This is a genomic window from Methanosarcina sp. MSH10X1 (assembly GCF_004099695.1).
Taxonomy (GTDB): domain Archaea; phylum Halobacteriota; class Methanosarcinia; order Methanosarcinales; family Methanosarcinaceae; genus Methanosarcina.
The window spans coordinates 209,147-226,831 of the sequence record NZ_SCHL01000003.1 but is presented as its reverse complement, the minus strand read 5'-3'; the positions used below and the strand labels follow the sequence as shown (position 1 = coordinate 226,831).

Sequence of the window (17,685 nt, the reverse complement as noted above, 5' to 3'; positions counted from 1 at the left end):
CTGTAATTTAGCTGCATTAGCTTAAAAATATAATTTTCTAATTATATCTTGAGATTTATATATGTTAATCGAGCGCTTCGAGCTCGATTTTTTTATTATGTCAGCCCTATATATCAGTGTTTTATATTAGAAATTTTGGAATTCTTGCTGACACAACCAGATTTTTTTAATCTTAAAAAAATGTTTTTTGATGCAGTTTTATGTAAGGAATTATAAATCGGAACTGAGTTGGAAAACGTAATAAGATATAATAAATGCAAAAAAATTAAAAACGAACGAAAAGAAAAGAGAATGGTTAGTTCCCTTTTCTACGCTGTGAAATGAAAAGCAATCCCAGTATTGCCACAACTGGAACAGCTACTGAAGGGAACTCTGGTATTTCTTGGACCTCCCCTGTAAGAGGATCATATCTTACTAATGAAGGATCATATAGTGAAGACTCAGTTGGGGAAGACCCGGTCAGGGAAGAATCAGCTGATGAAGACTCAGTTGGGGAAGACTCGGTTGTAGAAGGCTCAGTAGTTGAAGATTCAGTTGATACAAAACCAGCTCGTGAAGAACTGGTTGAGGAAGATTCAGTTGCGGAAGAACTAGTTGATAAAGAATCAGTTGATGAAGAGACAGTTGCGGAAGAACTAGTTGATACAAAACTAATTGGGAAAGATTCAGCTGGGGAAGACTCAGTTGGCGAAGGACTGGTTGATGAGGATTCAGTTGGGGAAGAACTAGTTGATACAAAACCGGTTCGTGGTGAACTGGTTGATGGAGAATCGGTTGGGGAAGAAACAATTGGAGATGACTCAATTGATGAAGGACTAGTTGATGAGGATTCAGCTGGCAAAGATTCAGTTGATGAAGGACTGGTTGATGCGGGTTCATTTGGGGAAGAACTAATTGATGAAGACTCAGTTGATGAAGAATCAGTTGATACATAACCAGTTGATGAAGGACTGGTTGATGAAGAGCCGGTTGAGGCAGAAACAATTGGGGAAGGCTCAGTTGACAAAGAATCAATTGATGAGGCTACGACATTGATTTGAACCGCCTGTGTCGCTGTACTGTATGTTGCAGTATCAACGGGTGTAAACACGACCTGCAATGTCTGTGTACCTGTATTGAGTACAGTTCCACTTACTGGAGTATAGGTAAAAGTTCCCGCTGCTGGAGCGTTAGTTACCGGATCTGCTGCCACTGCATTTAACTGAGCACTGTTTAATGCTGTCCCATAGATTATATCAGCAGGTTTATTCCAGGAGATTGCAGGAATTTTAAGAGGCGCTGCCACGACATTGATTTGAACCGCTTTTATTGCTGTACTGTAGTTTTCAGTATCAGTGGGTGTAAACATAACCTGCAATATCTGCGTACCTGTCTTAAGTACGGTCCCATCTGCTGGAGTATAGGCAAAAGTTCCCTCTACCGGGGCGTTAGTTGCTGGATTTGCTGCCACTGCATCTAACTGAGTGTTGCCCAATGGCGTTTTGTAGACTATGTCAGCAGGGTTATTCCAGTTGATTACAGGAGTAGCTTTGAGGACATTGATTTCAACCGTCTGTGTTACTGTGCTGTATTTTGCAGTATCAGCGGGTGTAAACACGACCTGCAATATCTGTGTGCCTGTATTAAGTACGGTTTCACTTACTGGAGCATAGGTAAAAGTTCCCGCTACTGGAGCGTTAGTTACTGGCTCTGTTGCCACTGCGTTTAACTGAGTACTGTTTAATGTTGTCCCATAGATTATATCAACAGGTTTGCTCCAGGTGATTGCAGGAGTTTTAAGAGGCTCTGCCACGACATTGGTTTGAACAGTTTGTGCTGTCGCGTTGTAGTTTCCAGTATCGATTGGCTCTTCGTAAGCTAAAACCGAAGCGGGGAATAGGGAAAACAGAAGCATTAACGTTACAATTATTGTTCTCAATTCAGTCACTCTGCCTTTTTTCTATAACTTTTAATTTGCTGCCTCTTCCATAATCTTGTTCTGAGATATACTTAGTACGAGCACGAATATGATTACAATGATTACACATAATCGCCCAGGGTATTATCTATGAGATGTATGAGGTCCCCTATGTTTGATATTACTGACAGGTAGAAAACAGAGATTGCGTATAGGACCGTTACCGGGGCAATAACTCTGGAATTTTTTACTCTTAACATTTTATCCATAGAGTTTATGACATATACATGATTTAAAGTATTTGTTTGAATATTATCATTTAAATATACTCAATAAGTCCTCATCAGGTTTTTATCATGTTTTAATCCACTATTTTTTATTAAAACCAATTATGGATAACATATTTTCGGAAGATTCCATCCCTCACACAACACAGAACGTAACTTATAAAGTCCAACGTACTATTGCGAAATCTTTCGATAACTATATTAATTACTTTTCTTAAAATTGGTGTGCCACTATGAAGATTTATTTCATTATTTGCAGGAACTTTAAATAACGAGAAAGGAAGTCAAAAATGATCTTCTTTGATTCGGTCTCACCATTTGATTATTTTATGCTTGCCACTAACATATCGCTTCTATTGATGTGACCGCCGTATCCTAGAGGTCCGAATCCGCTTACTTTGAAATGGGTTCTGCCTTACTACTATCCTGTGACTGAAAAGCAGGCTCTGTAGAAACCCTATGGAACAATGATCTTAATTCATTTGAACTGAATGACCTGATATATTTTTTTATTTTCGAAAAACAAAATTTTTTCACTAATCTCAAGTGGAAAGTTAACCACGGAAAACGCGGAATAAAGGAAATAGGGTACGGTTCGTCGATGCTTTCGGTGTATTCCGTGGTTATGGAATAAGTGAAAGTATTTTTGTTAGAGACTTTAGTTTTAGCCTCTTGAAGCTCATTTTGAAAGGTTTTCTACAAAGCTGAAAAGCAGGCAACTTATATGATGTATGTGTTGACTTCGTTTTTCTGCCTTATAGGGATTTTTATGCAGGGGAGGTGTAAAATGATTAAAGGAAGGATGGGAGAGCCAATATAAGGCTTATAATTACTATAATTTAGCTGCATTAACTCAAAATATCTTATTTAAGTGATTTACTTCCTTTATCCCTCCCTTTCGGAAGGACTTTTTTAAACAAAGCTATATCCTCCTGACCAACCCAGCCCGTGTTATAGAGTATCGCTGCGAACATTAGAACCGATACTGCGGACAGGGGAACAATATTTGCATAATCTCTTGATATCAGCATGAAAGCCGAAATTATTCCAACCCCGATTAAAGGAGAGATTATTTCTTTATACAAATTTTCATGGACAAGCTTTCTGTCAATCCAGTAAATCCCATAAACCATCACAAGAAATTCCGTGATCAGGGTTGCAATACTGGCGCCGGTATAGCTATAAAGTGGGATTAAGGCCAGGTTCAGCCCGATATTCAACAGGGCGGCAAACGCTGAGATTTTAGCCATTACATTCTGGTTTCCGCTTGCAATGTATGTGGAACTCAGAAGCTGGTTTACAAACATTACCGAAGTAGCCCAGATCAGCACCTGTAATGCAGCTATTGAGCCGTAGTAATCTGAGCCGTATATTCCAACTATAATATTTTCAGAGAGAAATGTGATCACGGTTGCAAGCAGCAAGCCCGAAGCAAAAAGCAGCTTGAACGACATTGTGTAAATATAATTGAAAGCTGTATTTTTTTCGTGGAAATATTTCGACATTAGCGGATATATCGAGACCATAAGCACCGAAGGAATAAAAGTCAAAGCCTCAGTCAGGCGGTAGGCGGCACTGTAGAGCCCTACATCCGTGTCGTTTGTCAGAAAGGAGAGCATAACCGTGTCGATCCGGAAATATATCATAACAAAGACTGTGGAGACCGCTATTGGCAGGGCTTCTCGCATGATTTGCTTTATCAGGCTGTAGTCAATTCTGAGCCTGGGTTTTACAAACCGCCCGGAAAATCCGGTCATTAAAATATTATGCACAAAGTCCGCCGCTACGGATACGATAATAAATGAGTATAAACTCGCATTATGCCGGGTCAGGTATAAAACCGAGATGAGGAAAAATAATCTGCCGGTTACGCTGAAAAATAAGGAGTAGTCCATCCTCAGTTTTACCTCATAGACTATGCCAAACCCGCTAAGGCTTACTGCCAGCAAGCCGAACGCTGCAAGATACACGGCGTTTTTCGTGGAAGGCGGATAATCTGTAAGGCTTATGATTAAACAGGAAAATGCAAAAGCAAGTACTGCCAGAACGGATTTGACGACTGTAGCGTTTCCTATAAGCTTATCCATTATTTTCTGGTCTTTCGCGGCTTCACGCACCAGAATTTTATGTATTCCCAGATCCGGAATGAAGCTAAAAAAGTAGATAAATGCAAAAGCAAAGGAATATTTCCCAAAGTCAGCAGGACCGAGATAACGGGCAATATACAATAATATAAAAAAGCTGATTATTTTGGATGAAATGCCGTTGATAAGCAAAAAAGCTGAGTTTCTGGCGACTTTTTTAGCTATTTGCATAATTCTCTTAGGGATCTTTATAAAAAAGGTGAATATAACTCAATCGCTTTAAAGCATATTGTTTGTAAATAATTTTTGCCATTTCTCTTTTTCTGGAAAATTATAAGATATATTTATATCAAGTTCTAAAAAAATAAGGTAAGTAATTATAAAAACATTCGGTATTTTCTCCACGTTTTAAATGTAACTCATTTTTTTGTCTATAATTATGGTGGGCACAGAGAAAGTCATTTTATTTTCTCTATCCATTGAAAATACGGAAATTACAAAAAATATTTTCGCGTGTACTTGTAAAATAAGTCTTTTTGGGTAAATTAAATGTCTTTGCTATAAATCAGTCCGCTTGAACGAGCTAAACAAGTAAAGCATATCCCATGTTCCCGAAGCAGAATTTAGGAATTTTATTAATGAGGTTATTTTTTCATTTGAGATAGTGAAAAAATTAAGTAATTAACTTAGTTTTCTTATTTAATTTACTGCTTCTTCGACGGTCTTATTCTGAACTGAACTTAATACTAGCACAAATATAATTACACAGATTTGCGCGAGCACAAGTCCCAGAATGTTTGAGAACGCATCTGCTACACTTGCCGTGCGGTAGGGAAGAAAAGTCTGGAAGAATTCGTTCAGGATGCCATAACTGGTGCCAGTAAAGACGGCAAAAGCAGCCGCATGCTTTTCAAGGATTTTATTTCTGGAGCTTAAAAACATAAAATATAATAAAACTCCAAGCCCGAAGTAAATTCCTATATGTCCCGGGTCCAGAGATTGCCTTTCAACGAAATGCAGGGAACCGACAAGAAACTTCAGGATAATGGACAGGTGGGCTGCTGTAAGAATCTGTATTATTGCTTCACCCAGGGTATTATCCAGAAGATGTTTGATATTTCCTATATTTGATGTTACTGAGAGGTAAAAAACAAAGATTGCGTATAGGATCGTTGCCGGAACAAATATTCTGGAATTTTTTACTCTTAACATTTTATCTATGAGAGTTTATGACAGTACTTGATTTAAAGTATTCGTTTTGGATACTTCTACTAAAATATATTTAACAAGCCATACGTTATGTGAGATTATAATTCCGAGAATGCGATATTAAGATTAATATCATGGAGATGACTGAGGCAGGCAAAGTAATTGAAACTAACCAAACTGTGGATGGCTTAAATTATTATCAGGTAGCTCATTTACGAATTAGGCAAAAATTGTAAAATATTTAGGTAGCTATATGTTATTTTGAATAAGTGTGAGTGGATATGAGAGTTCGTTTTTCTTATAAGGTTTCTATAAATTAGTTCTGACGCAGGTTTTAGCCTGCGTCACATTTTGAATTTTGATTTAATGTGATTACTATGTTTTTGTCTTTTTAATTTTTATTGTATCTTTCACCAAAGTGATCTTCTGTAATGAGAAGGTCGTCTAGATCAACTGTTCCATTCTGGTTTACGTCCCAATCTAGATAAGGTGCTTTTTTAACGATTCCATAGTTCTGGGCAATCAGGTTTATGTCTGTGAAATTCACCGCATAATCTTTATTAACATCCCATCGAGGGTGGTTGTTGCTCTGGAAGTTCCAGACATGGTTGACAACAGTTCCATCTGTACTCAAACCACTAAACTCGACTGTGCTGACGCTCTCATTTACAGTCCATGTGTAATTAAGAGTCCCTTCAGCTACTTTCACCCCATCAACAGTCCATTTTGACCCTGTTAGGCTTCCATCGGTCCAGATTCTGAAGTTTTTCTTTTCCCCAGGTTCAAATGGATTTTCTGTGCTAGGTGCAAAGCCTATTATGTGAGGACCGTTTGATGAGCAATCAGGAATTATTGCTGTGATGGTGTAGGTTGGAATGTTGGGATCTGGACGGTACCATGAAGAATCAGGATCTATTCCTGTTAATAGTACATTTCCAGAAGATGTTGATACGCTTAAATTATGATTGAAATTAGTTGTTGCCCTACCTAGATAAAAAATGTCGGCAATACCACCTGAATCGTTTCTGCTTTGTGTCGGGAGATACATTCTACCCGATTTTATGTTAAAAGATGCTTTATTTTCGGCGTTTCCATCTGTAGAACTATAAATATCTGAGGGACTTACAGTATTTATTGCTGTAATTATACCGTCGAGTGGGTTACCTGATGCATCTTTTACGGCGATATCAAGATAATAATAATTTGTATGATTGTTTACAGTTGCATCTGTATATCTAGAATTCAGGAATCTATTTCTAGTTCCCTGTTGTGCGCTTATCCTATAGAACGATGTATCAATTATAGAAACATTATAAGCACTTTCAGAGTGCCCCGCCCATATTTGGATTTTAGCTTTTGATTCATTTCCTGAATTTCCTATCATGGTAATATTTTTCAGAGAACAATAATCCGCACTTATTGAGAACACAGCGTTTTCCCCGGTTAAGTTAATGTTTTCAAAATAAAGATGATCTACGCCTGTGTCTATAGCTACAGGCCCATCAATACATGTTGTGTTTTTGACTGTTACATTAGTTGTATGTGGGGAAGTAACATACCCAGCCGTAAATATCATTGTATTTGTGTTTTTGTTTGCGGGATTTGTATAATTTGCAGTTGGGGCGGCTACTAATGTAAGATTGTCAAAATATGAATTGAAGACATTATGACAGTCCAAGTTATTATGTCCTGTGTTTCTTACAGTACAGTTATAATAATATCCATAGTTACCGCCTGGACAGAGAGAACTCCATCCTGTATTATCTATATATATATCGTGAACAGTTGTATGATTACAAGAAACAGTTGAAAATCCTTCGCGCCCCGTATTTTGAGCAAGGTAACTGTCTATTTTTTGGATATCTAATCTATAAGCTTCTGTATAATTGCAGTATTGGATATCCATACCATATTTTGTTGTGTTGTGTAAAATCACATCTCGAGCTATACAATTTGTACTGTTTGAAAGGCAAAACGAGTAGCCAGATGAATGAGTAGGTTGATATAAGTCTCGTACAGTAATATTTGATATTGTTACATTACTAGCGTTATAAACTAGGAGATGGCCGTAACAGTTAACATACGTAATATTGTTAATTATTTGATCAGCAATATTATATAACTTTACACTTCCTACATTCTGAAAAATTGTATTGTTTATATGTCCTTTATAAATCTCCATTCCTTTATTATAAACGTTTGTCATTGGAGCGTCAGCGGTGGAGTTCCAACCCGTAAACGTTACATTATCAATAATAAATCCTGCGTTGCTACCTGCGACTGTGCTATATAGATATTTTACGCCCGTTGTATCCATTCTTAACTCATCAACACCCGTCTCAGGAGAAATGTAAAAATTTGAATTATCACATCCTAAGGCTCTTGTTGTATACCATACTCCGTGACTATCGTTGTATATAATCGAGTTCCCGTAGGTCGGATAGAGATAATCATATAATTTCTGCACTGTATAATTGGATTCATTTTTCACTATAATCGATCCAGTATAAATTGAAACCGAAGCGCATGCGCAACTACATAATAAAGTCATTCCAAAAAAAAGAAAAAAAAGTTTAAAGTATTTCATAACTCCCCCTTAATATCCCAACCTTTTTAAATATACATAAGTTAGTTCATGAATAAAAAACTATCTGCATATTTTTAGATATTATTTAACTTTGTTGGCAAACTCAGTATAAAAATAGATAAATAAGAATGAAGATTTAGGATAGTTGACGATAGGTTTCGTGAAAAAGTGGATAGACGTAAGTAAGCTCATTGTAGAGTTGCAACTTTAATTGAATATTTAATTGAAGCTTCTTACTGAAGATTTTTCAGGATAATTAGTATTATATATACTTCGATGATAAAATTGGCAAATAATTTATCAGACGAGAGTATTTTATTTTACAGTAAGTTAAGAAATAAAGGGAATGTTTAAATCGAAACAGGATATAAAGTTTAATAGAACGAATATGAATAAAAAATGTAATATAATAGGAATAACCTCTGGTGGTTTAAAAGGCTTTTCTGGGGTAAACGCTAAACTATTCGCTACCATTTCCAAAGAACATAATTTAATTGATGTAGTTGACAATAGGCTTTCTGGAATATGGAAATATTATAACGCTTTGTACTGTTTTGTAAAAGTCCCTGGTTTTAGAAAATATATTCATCCGATTAATGAAATTTACAATCGAAGCGTGGCATCTTGCAGATTTCGAAACATGTACTATGTACTGAAAAGAACGCAAGCAGCGGAAAAAGCATTGAACTACGTTAAAGAAGACTATAACATTATTCTTCAGACGGGATGGGTTCCTTGCTTATCAAAAAGAAATAACTCTATTAGATGTATCTATACTGACTTTACAATAAAATTGTCTGAAAGAGAAATTCCTCAATGGGCCAAATTTCTAAATATCCATGATCGCAATAGATGGTTTGAAATGGAAAGGCTCTCTTATCAAAATGCAGATGTCGTATTTACACTCAGTAATCACACAAGACAGTCAATTATCTGTGACTATGGAGTTGATGAAAGCAAAGTCGTAACCGTATATGGTGGTGTGGACCTCAGTAACATACCAAACATCGAGAAAAATTATAGTAATATTATATTATTTGTTGGTATAGATTTCGAAAGAAAAGGCGGATTTGTACTTCTAGAAGCGTTTCAAGTTGTGAAGACACAGATGAAAAACGCTAAATTAGTTATAGTTGGATCTAAGCCGGATATCAGTATTGAGGGTGTGGATGTTCGGGGCTTTGTATCTGAGACAGAAAAGTATAAACTTTACAGTGATGCTTCAATATTTGTTATGCCATCTATAGGAGAGCCTTTTGGGCTGGTATTTTTAGAAGCAATGGCATATAAATTACCATGCATAGGAACAACTGCAGGTGCAATGCCTGAGATAATAGTTAATGGGGAAACCGGCTTTTTAGTAGAACCAAACAATCCTGGTCAACTTGCCCAAAAAATCATCTGTTTAATGGAAAACAAAGACTTAATGGAGAAAATGGGGTCTGAAGGAAGAAAACGTGTGGAAAATTTTACATGGGAAAAAGTTGTTGAGAGAATGACTCTCGAGTTTGAGAAAAGAATTTGATCACTGGACAAAGATTAATTCTGTACTTAACTAATAACAGCTTTCTAATTAACATCGTCATCTGATATCTTCAGTTATACACCAGTTTTGTAAATTTTTGAATTAAATATCCTAAAAATATTTAACCGTATTTGGAAGCTTCATGAAATTACCGTTTTTTAAAAATTAAATTTATTATCTACACCCTCATATAATATAATTGTAGAGAAATATTATCTTATCTTGGCATGAATATTGTTTATTGTTGTAAGCTTATCAAGGATATAGTAAGAATTGTAAATCTTATTATGGAAGGTAATTATTTTTTTATCGGAATAATTTTTTTAAATAACGTTATATCGTCCGAGTCTACCCATCCTGTAATGTAGAGTATTCCTGTGAATATTAATATCGATACTACCGTTAAAGGGATAACATCGATGTAATTCCTTGAAACTATCAAGAAAGCAGATACTATACAAATACTAATTGAAGGATAAATAATTTCTTTAAATAGCCCGATTTGGATAATATTTTTGTTGATCCAGTAAACTCCATAAACCATTAAAATAAGCTCGGTAAAGAATGTTGCAACGCCAGCTCCTGTATAACTATAAGAAGGAATCAAAAGCAAATTTAGTCCTATATTTAATACTGCTGCAATAGCTGACATTTTAGCCATAATGTTTTGATTCCCACTTGCGACATATGTAGAGGTTACAAGATAATTTACAAACATGACTGAGGTAGCCCATATCAATACTTGCAATGCGATAATAGAACCATAGTATTCTGATCCATATATTTTGAGTATTATTTCTTCAGAAAAAAATGTCACAACAGTTCCGATCATCAAACCTGATGCAAATAATATTTTGAATGATTTCACATAAATATAACTAAAAGCCTCGTTTTTTTCGTTAAAATACTTTGACATTATAGGATATGTAGAAACCATAAGAATAGAAGGAATAAAAGTTAAAGCTTCAGTTAGCCGATAGGCAGCACTATAAAACCCTACTTCGGTGTCATTTGTTAAGAGAGAAAGCATAACTGTGTCTATTCTGAAATAAATCATAACGAATGCAGAAGAGATAGCTATTGGTAGAGCCTCTAATATAATCTTTTTTATTAAATTATAATCTATTTTGAATTTTGGCGTTAAAAAGTGTTTAGAGGATATAGTCATTAAAGTGTTGTTTATAAATTCTGCTGCTACGGTCACTCCAATAAATAAGTTTAAGCTTGGATTGTGCCAAGCTAGGTATAAAACTGATACAAGAAGAAACAATCTGTCAGTTATGTTAAATAGTAGAGAATAGTCCATTCTCAGTTTAACTTCGTATACTATACCAAATCCTGTGAGACTTGTTGCTAACAGCCCAATAGCTGCAATGAATACGGCGTTTTTTGTCGAAGATGGATAGTCGGTAACGCTTATAGTTAAACAACACAGTAAAAAAGCAACAACTGATAAAACGGATTTAACAATTGTAGCATTGCCTATAAGTTTATCCATTATTGTCTCATCTTTTGCCGCTTCACGTACCAATATTTGATGTATTCCTAAGTCCGGAATAAAGCTAAAAAAATATACAAATGCAAAAGCAAAAGAATATTTTCCAAAATTAGCTGGACCAAGATAATTTGCAATATATAGTAGTATAAAGAAACTAACTACTTTAGTTGCTACCCTACTGATAAGTAAATAACCAGAGTTCTTCAGAATTCTTTTAGCTATAGACATAATTATCTCAACGTAATTTTGAAATAGAGTTCACCAACTTACTTGCAGCAATAAGTTCGCCTTCTGATTCAGCTCTCTGTTCTGCAACATGAATTATTTCATTAATTATCATCATTTAAAAAAAGATCTTGGTATACTTTTATATATTCATTAACAATTCTATCCCATGTATAATGGCTTGCAAATTCTTTTTGTCTTAAAAATATTTTTTTATCATAGTCATTTTTTAATATTTTTGAGATCATACTTGTGATTTCTTCGATAGATGGATTAAACGTATAAAATTCAAATCCACTTTTTCTAACAAAATCATCAATTCCTATTTTATTGGAATATATTACTGGACCATTAACAATGCTAAACGCTTCTAATACGGAAAGGGAAAAACCATCTAATATTGAAGGGTAAACTGCAATATCTGCTATAGATAAGTAAAATTTTATTTCAGTTTGTGAAAGATTTCCTAAAAAAGTAACATCATTTTCTATTTTTAAGTTATTACATAACTTTTCTAAATAGTTTCTTTGTTTACCATTTCCACCAATAAAAAGCTTTATATTCTCATTTGTTACTTTTAAAACATTACTAAATGCTTTTATTAGTAATTCCACTCCCTTTTCTGGGTCAAGTCTTCCATGATAAAACAAGTATTTTGTGTTTTTTTCATTTTTTTTCAGTTTACTGTTGCTATTAGATGACCATGAAGAATCTATACCGTTTGGAATAACAATTATATTTCTAGCCTTGTATTTAGTTACGAAAAGATCTCTTATCATAAAAGAGTTAACAATAATTACATCAGCACTTCTCATTATATATGGTGTTAATATATAATTTGGAACGTATACTAAACTTTTTAAGTCATGATTTTTTAACTTTATCTTAAATTCAGTGCTAGGTTCTCCATGATAATTTATTATTAGTTTTAGTTTGTTTCTTTTGTTTCTATTCAATAATGCTGCTAAATATAGAATAAATTTTCTATTTGGATATACTAAAGGACTCATAGTAAAATGCATTAATAACTTTTCGTCGTAATTTTGAAATAAGTTATTTATTAAGTATATTTTCGTGTTAGGATAAGTATTCTCCACTATATCTAAAAAATTCTTATTTCTCTTTTGAGGAAAAATGGCTATGTTTAAATGTAGGTTTTTGCTGATTAATGCTGAAAACAATTTTCTTGATACCTCTGACGGTGCGCCACTACCTAAAGGATAATAATACACTAAATTTTGCATTTTTACGCCTAATAAAAAATCTCTTTGTTATAAACTGAACTTATACTCATTTCCATATTGACTAAATATCTTATAGATTCCATATATTTACTCTACCGTTACTGAATATCAAATCCTTTTCATCATTAAGCGAACTTGTCAGTTTTGTAGGACTATACGCTTTATCCTCAACAACGTATTTGATGTTATATTTGTTTATCATACTTTTTACTCTTCCATCATTGATTCCAAACTCAGAATTCCAGTTATAATGTCCCCATACGAGTGTACCTGACTTTTGGGAGTATGCTCCGTCAAAATAATAGTCCTTAGACCATGGGGATACCTCTATGGATGTATTCTCTACATCTTCAAGACTGACATAACCATAAATCAGAGACACTATTGGAAGCAGCGGGACAATAATATGTCCATTTGAAACTGCAGCCATTCTTGTGACTTCAGCATTAGTCGTATAAACGTGGCTATTTTCATTTGTATAATATCTAGACCAGACTCCAGCAGCGTTTGTGTATTCCGACATAGTGAAAGAATTTTCTGATGAGCCTGTTCGGAAGTGGGAGTAAAAACTTGAAAACATAGTTAGTGAACAAATTAATAACACTAGTAAAATATTTAGTGCCATCTTCTTATTAATGACTATATTTCTATTTATTGTCATATTTTTAACGGCAATCGCTACATAAAACACCAATATAGGCAGTGTTATGAATTTTCCATAAATTTCATTATAGAACATAGGTATAAAAAATAAAGTGGAGATTAGAATAAAATTTTCATATTTTGTTTTACTGCTCTTTAGACATAGATATACAAACCCTGGTATTACAAAAATTACTATTGGGCCAAGATATCTTGTCGTAGTTATTACTAAATCAATGACTGCTTTATATTTTGATCCTACGATGAATAATTTAGTGAAGAATGGTATAATGAAAAAAAAACAAGTTAATAGTAAGTACAAATAGTTTTGATATTTATATAAATTTGAGTTTTTAAAAGACGAATTTCCTTTTCCTAAAAGTTCTATGGAAATATATACTAATATCAAAGGTGCTGTAAAGTAACAAAAATTGTGTGTAGCTCTTAAAAACGCAAATAGTAAAACTATTAAGCATAATTTTTTCCACGGTGAAGAAAACTTTTTCAGTAAAATAAAAATAAATAATGGAAATAAAACTAAAAATAGACCCCTAGCGCTAGCATTCCATGATGTAAAAGCTAAAACCCCTGCTGATATAGAATAAAAGAGTGACACCAGATATTTAAATGTAAATTCATTGTAGAAGGTACTCGCCATAATATATGCAGTGCCAGCGCTGAGTAAACCTGTAAATAAAGCATATAGATAAATTGTAATTTCCATATCAATTCCGGTTAACTGAGAGATCCCTGATAAACAAAAGGGGACAGCACTTGCATAGGAATATGTATACATACCAATAACTGATAGCCAGTTAATCCACCATCGTGGTTCACCAAACTGAGTTATTGAATTTGCTATTGTATGCAATTGATAAGTATCTCCACCGATTTCGTGTGGAGCAGAAGGAATTCTTATAACTACATTCAATACTATGAGTAATAAACAAAGCAGTACTCTTTTTTGATGATTGGAATTCACATCCATGTTTTACCCACGAGGTTATTTATAATGAGCGTTTTTTGCTATGGCTGAAATTATTTAAATGTCTAGATGCGATTTCTGTAAATTTTTTGTATTTAAAATAATGTTGTACATCTTTATCCGGAATTTTCTTTTTAAGCGATAATGTATCACCCATATATCCATATACATATGCTAGTCCTGCAATACGCGGGGAGGTAAAACTAAAGTTTATCCCTTTTAATATAGCCAATAATGAGTTATATCCAATATAATAATGGCTTTTTCCCAGTGTAACATACCTCTTCCAATCATTGTCTGCTCCTCTAGCATATCTTGTGGAGTGATGCTCTGCAGAACGAAAACGTTTGACTTCCCATCCGTTTAATCTGGCTTTCACGTTTAAAACGCTATCATACGAATAGGAACAGGGGATTCCTCCGCACACTTCAAAGCAATTCTTACTCACTAACATTGCTCCTCCTGATGGGATTTCTACAGTTTTTGGATAGATTAGTTCCCCACTACATTCTATTACGGGTGTTCCAGATGCAACTCCTAGCTTTGAATTTATTTTGAATTCTTTAATTAAGTTTTCAAAATAATCTTTATCTGGCTGTATATCTCCATCAATATTGCCAACATAATCGAAAGAAAGATTTTTTGATTTACATACTTTATATGCAAAATCAAATCCCTCTTGCATTATCTTAGGAAGGTGGAATCCAAGATCCCTTTCTTTTCTTTCACTAGCTGGTTTTATGCATCTTATCCAAGGGTATTTTTTTTCTGCTTCGGATATATACATGTGTGAATTATCTGTACTGTAGTCATTTATTACAACCCACAGAATAGGGCAAATCGTCTGATTTACAATGGAATTTATAAGTGCATTGATATTTTTCTCCTCATTCTTTATCGGAGTTACAAGTATGTAATTTGACGGCATCTTATTCAGTACTCCATAGGAAGTTTTCCCACATTGAATAATGCATCAATAGCTGACATGTTAGGTACAAACCCAGCGTAACACTGAGGGTACTCGGGATGTTTAAAGTTCTGGAATTGTAACTCTATGTCTTTAAATAAGCTCAAATCCATGTAGTCTTTGCCAGCTGGACCTGATAAATATGTATCTCCTCCAACTGCTCTTACAGTATCAATTATTCTCTCTGTCTTTTTTGAAGGTAGATTAAAATCACTCGAAAAAACTATTTTAATTTCAAGATCAAACGCTTTAATTAAAAATTTTATTATTTCTATGTTAAAATTCGCTAATTTATCATGTTTGGACTCGTATATCTTCCTTAAATCGTCCTTGTAAGTCTCAAAGTAAGGTGCATTTTTGTACCAACCCTGGATAATCTCAAAGTGGGCTCTATTCCAGGATCTTTCTCCAATATTTACATCATTTTTGATCATTATTTTATTAATGGGGATCTCCTTTCTTTCTACTGGGACTGTAATCCACTTCCAGCCTTTATACACTCTTATCCTGTTTCGACGCTGAAAGTCTGAATCATTAAACTGTGCGTCATCATGAATAACAAAAATATCTGACTTTAGAACTTTGTCGAAAAATCCTAAGTACGGTAAATGATTTGGTTGATGAATCGCTACAATCATGTAATCCCCTTAATCAGTCCCCTAATATGCTTTCATCCATTCTTATTACTTCAAAAGACTCTGCATATTCATATCCCATGGCCCAGCCCTGAGTTTTAGCCATGTCTATCATTCTCTCAATAAGTTTTTCTCCTCCAAATTTCTCATACTGACTCTTATATGCACGAATAGACTCTATTTTCGTGTCAATTGTTTCAGAGATATCTACGAAAAACTGAGGTCTGTAAGCAAAAATATTCGGACGGTAAGGCAAAGTAGAACCACTTAGCACATTTTTGACCCGTCCCTGCCTGCAGACAGCAAACATAATTTCAGCCGCAGCTTTATGGTCCTGATGAGAATCGAATGGATGATGAGATATGAATATATCCGGCTTTATTTCATCTACAATATTGTCTACCTGCGTGACGATCTCACCGGTAACTCGAAGATTAGTAACAGGATTATCAAAAAATATAGGTTCTTCAGTTCCAAGAATCTCAGCAGCCCTTCTTCCTTCGGTTTGCAGATCTACCCTCGAATGTTCCTTACCGCTCATATCCATATATTTTCCGTTAGTTAATACAAGTAGGTGTACCTTATATCCTCTTTTAGTAAATTTCGCAATCGTGCCTCCTGCTTCAAATTCCATGTCATCAGGATGCGCACTCATTGCAAGTACCTTTTTTGTCAATCTCATCACCAACAGTTTTTTCGTATAAGTAGTTACAATCCTCTTCTCCGTATATAATGAACCCGTTTTTCTTATAGAACTTGATAGCAACAAAATTGAATTTTTTAACTTTTAATGTAATTTTCTCCCCTGAACCAATTCGGTTTTCCAAGGTCCTAATCAAGTTATTTCCTATATTCATTCGCTGATATTCTTTGCAGATTGCTATCCTGTGTATATGGGTATTATTCTCTTTTTTAGAGCATATCATATACCCAACAGCTTTTCCTTCTACGTATGCAGTAAATGATAGTTCCCATTTATCAGGAAGATCTAAGGAAAAGTTGTTTAAACTCCATTTTTCAAGAACACCATCGAGATCATTATCTATGAGTAAAAACTCGTTAAAAGATCTATTTACGTTTAATCGAGTTAATTTCTCAATATGTGAGCGTTTTTTTTCGAATGATCTTATTTTTACTCCTCCCTTCTAGATGATATCTATAACTCATGTATTTTTTTTTAAAGAGCTTATCTCAACTACTTTTTCTTGCTGAAATTATAACCCAAGGGCTTATAAAAGGGAGATATTTTAATCTCAACAAATCTTCTATCATAGCAAAATATGGTATCAAAGAGTTGTTAGAACTACGATTAGCTGGAATCCAGTTAAAACCAAAAGCTTTCTTAGTATCAAATCCTGCTAGTGCCAGCAATCCTTTAAATTTATTATATGTCGTCCAATAAAATTCCGGTCTTTTTCTACGATTTGGATGAAGCATTTTGTAACTTAACCTGTTTAGTATAGTCACAATCAGAATACCCTCTTCTTTAAGCATTTTATGGCAATCTCTTAGAAAATCCTCTTTGTCTGCAATATACTCTATTGTTTCAATGACAAAGATAATATCAAAAGTGCCTGATTTGAACGGAAGTTTTTCCCCATTTCCTCTAATGGTCGGAAGATCACTTTGTTTATTTTTTAATGATGATAGAGCATTAGCGCTGGAGTCTAATACAACCACTTTTCTTCCTTTTAAATGAAGGGGTATAGCAAATCTTCCACTTCCTCCTCCTATATCTAATAATAATGAATTATTTAGGTGCTCTTTTTCTAAAATGAAATTAATAAATTCTTCCTCTTTTTTAGTTAGATATGTACCCATAAGTGTTGAGTTAGCGAAATCCGGATAATACACTTCATTTTCAGATTGCATCCACTTCATTTTCTTTTTCACACCATTA

13 protein-coding genes are annotated in these 17,685 nt (G+C 34.3%); 1 reads left to right on the top strand and 12 read right to left on the bottom strand.

Features of this window, described 5'->3' with window-relative positions; translation table 11 throughout:
• Positions 1-295 precede the first annotated feature (295 nt).
• The 4 genes from EQO05_RS16205 to EQO05_RS04260 form a co-directional block, all read right to left on the bottom strand.
• Entirely contained in the window at positions 296-1,348 is a 1,053-nt protein-coding gene (locus EQO05_RS16205; protein WP_370273571.1) for a PEF-CTERM sorting domain-containing protein, read from the bottom strand.
• Positions 1,349-3,047: 1,699 nt separating this feature from the next.
• On the bottom strand, positions 3,048-4,499 hold the full coding sequence (locus tag EQO05_RS04270; protein WP_128504080.1) for a flippase: 1,452 nt from the start codon (positions 4,497-4,499) through the stop codon (positions 3,048-3,050).
• Between the two features lie 468 nt (positions 4,500-4,967).
• Positions 4,968-5,480: a VanZ family protein gene (locus tag EQO05_RS04265; RefSeq protein WP_128504079.1), complete on the bottom strand. Its 513-nt coding sequence runs from the start codon at positions 5,478-5,480 to the stop codon at positions 4,968-4,970.
• 388 nt (positions 5,481-5,868) lie between these two features.
• Entirely contained in the window at positions 5,869-7,968 is a 2,100-nt protein-coding gene (locus EQO05_RS04260) for a hypothetical protein (RefSeq protein WP_164888460.1), read from the bottom strand.
• Positions 7,969-8,452: 484 nt separating this feature from the next.
• Here EQO05_RS04260 and EQO05_RS04255 point away from each other — a divergent pair, with 484 nt between their 5' ends.
• Complete coding sequence (locus EQO05_RS04255; protein WP_164888459.1) at positions 8,453-9,589, top strand: glycosyltransferase family 4 protein; 1,137 nt, start codon at positions 8,453-8,455, stop codon at positions 9,587-9,589.
• Between the two features lie 298 nt (positions 9,590-9,887).
• On the opposite strand, the gene EQO05_RS04250 is transcribed toward EQO05_RS04255, so the two are convergent.
• From EQO05_RS04250 to EQO05_RS04215, 8 genes are all read right to left on the bottom strand, one after another.
• Positions 9,888-11,315, bottom strand: coding sequence for a flippase (locus tag EQO05_RS04250; protein ID WP_128504073.1), 1,428 nt, complete (start codon positions 11,313-11,315; stop codon positions 9,888-9,890).
• 101 nt (positions 11,316-11,416) lie between these two features.
• Positions 11,417-12,556 (bottom strand): glycosyltransferase family 4 protein, encoded by a 1,140-nt coding sequence (locus tag EQO05_RS04245; RefSeq protein ID WP_128504071.1) that lies wholly within the window; start codon positions 12,554-12,556, stop codon positions 11,417-11,419.
• Positions 12,557-12,626: 70 nt separating this feature from the next.
• Complete coding sequence (locus EQO05_RS04240) at positions 12,627-14,186, bottom strand: hypothetical protein (protein ID WP_128504069.1); 1,560 nt, start codon at positions 14,184-14,186, stop codon at positions 12,627-12,629.
• A 19-nt stretch (positions 14,187-14,205) separates the two neighbouring features.
• Entirely contained in the window at positions 14,206-15,111 is a 906-nt protein-coding gene (locus EQO05_RS04235; RefSeq protein WP_128504068.1) for a glycosyltransferase family 2 protein, read from the bottom strand.
• Positions 15,112-15,116: 5 nt separating this feature from the next.
• Positions 15,117-15,788: a WbqC family protein gene (locus EQO05_RS04230; RefSeq protein ID WP_128504066.1), complete on the bottom strand. Its 672-nt coding sequence runs from the start codon at positions 15,786-15,788 to the stop codon at positions 15,117-15,119.
• A 13-nt stretch (positions 15,789-15,801) separates the two neighbouring features.
• Positions 15,802-16,461, bottom strand: a complete 660-nt coding sequence (locus EQO05_RS04225; protein ID WP_164888458.1) for a PIG-L deacetylase family protein — start codon at positions 16,459-16,461, stop codon at positions 15,802-15,804.
• Positions 16,424-16,831 carry a GNAT family N-acetyltransferase gene (locus EQO05_RS16200; RefSeq protein ID WP_370273570.1) on the bottom strand — a complete coding sequence of 136 codons (408 nt, stop codon included), beginning with the start codon at positions 16,829-16,831 and terminating at the stop codon, positions 16,424-16,426. The genes EQO05_RS04225 and EQO05_RS16200 overlap by 38 nt, the downstream gene beginning before the upstream one ends.
• A 145-nt stretch (positions 16,832-16,976) precedes the next feature.
• Positions 16,977-17,666 (bottom strand): bifunctional 2-polyprenyl-6-hydroxyphenol methylase/3-demethylubiquinol 3-O-methyltransferase UbiG, encoded by a 690-nt coding sequence (locus tag EQO05_RS04215; RefSeq protein WP_128504062.1) that lies wholly within the window; start codon positions 17,664-17,666, stop codon positions 16,977-16,979.
• Positions 17,667-17,685 lie beyond the last annotated feature (19 nt).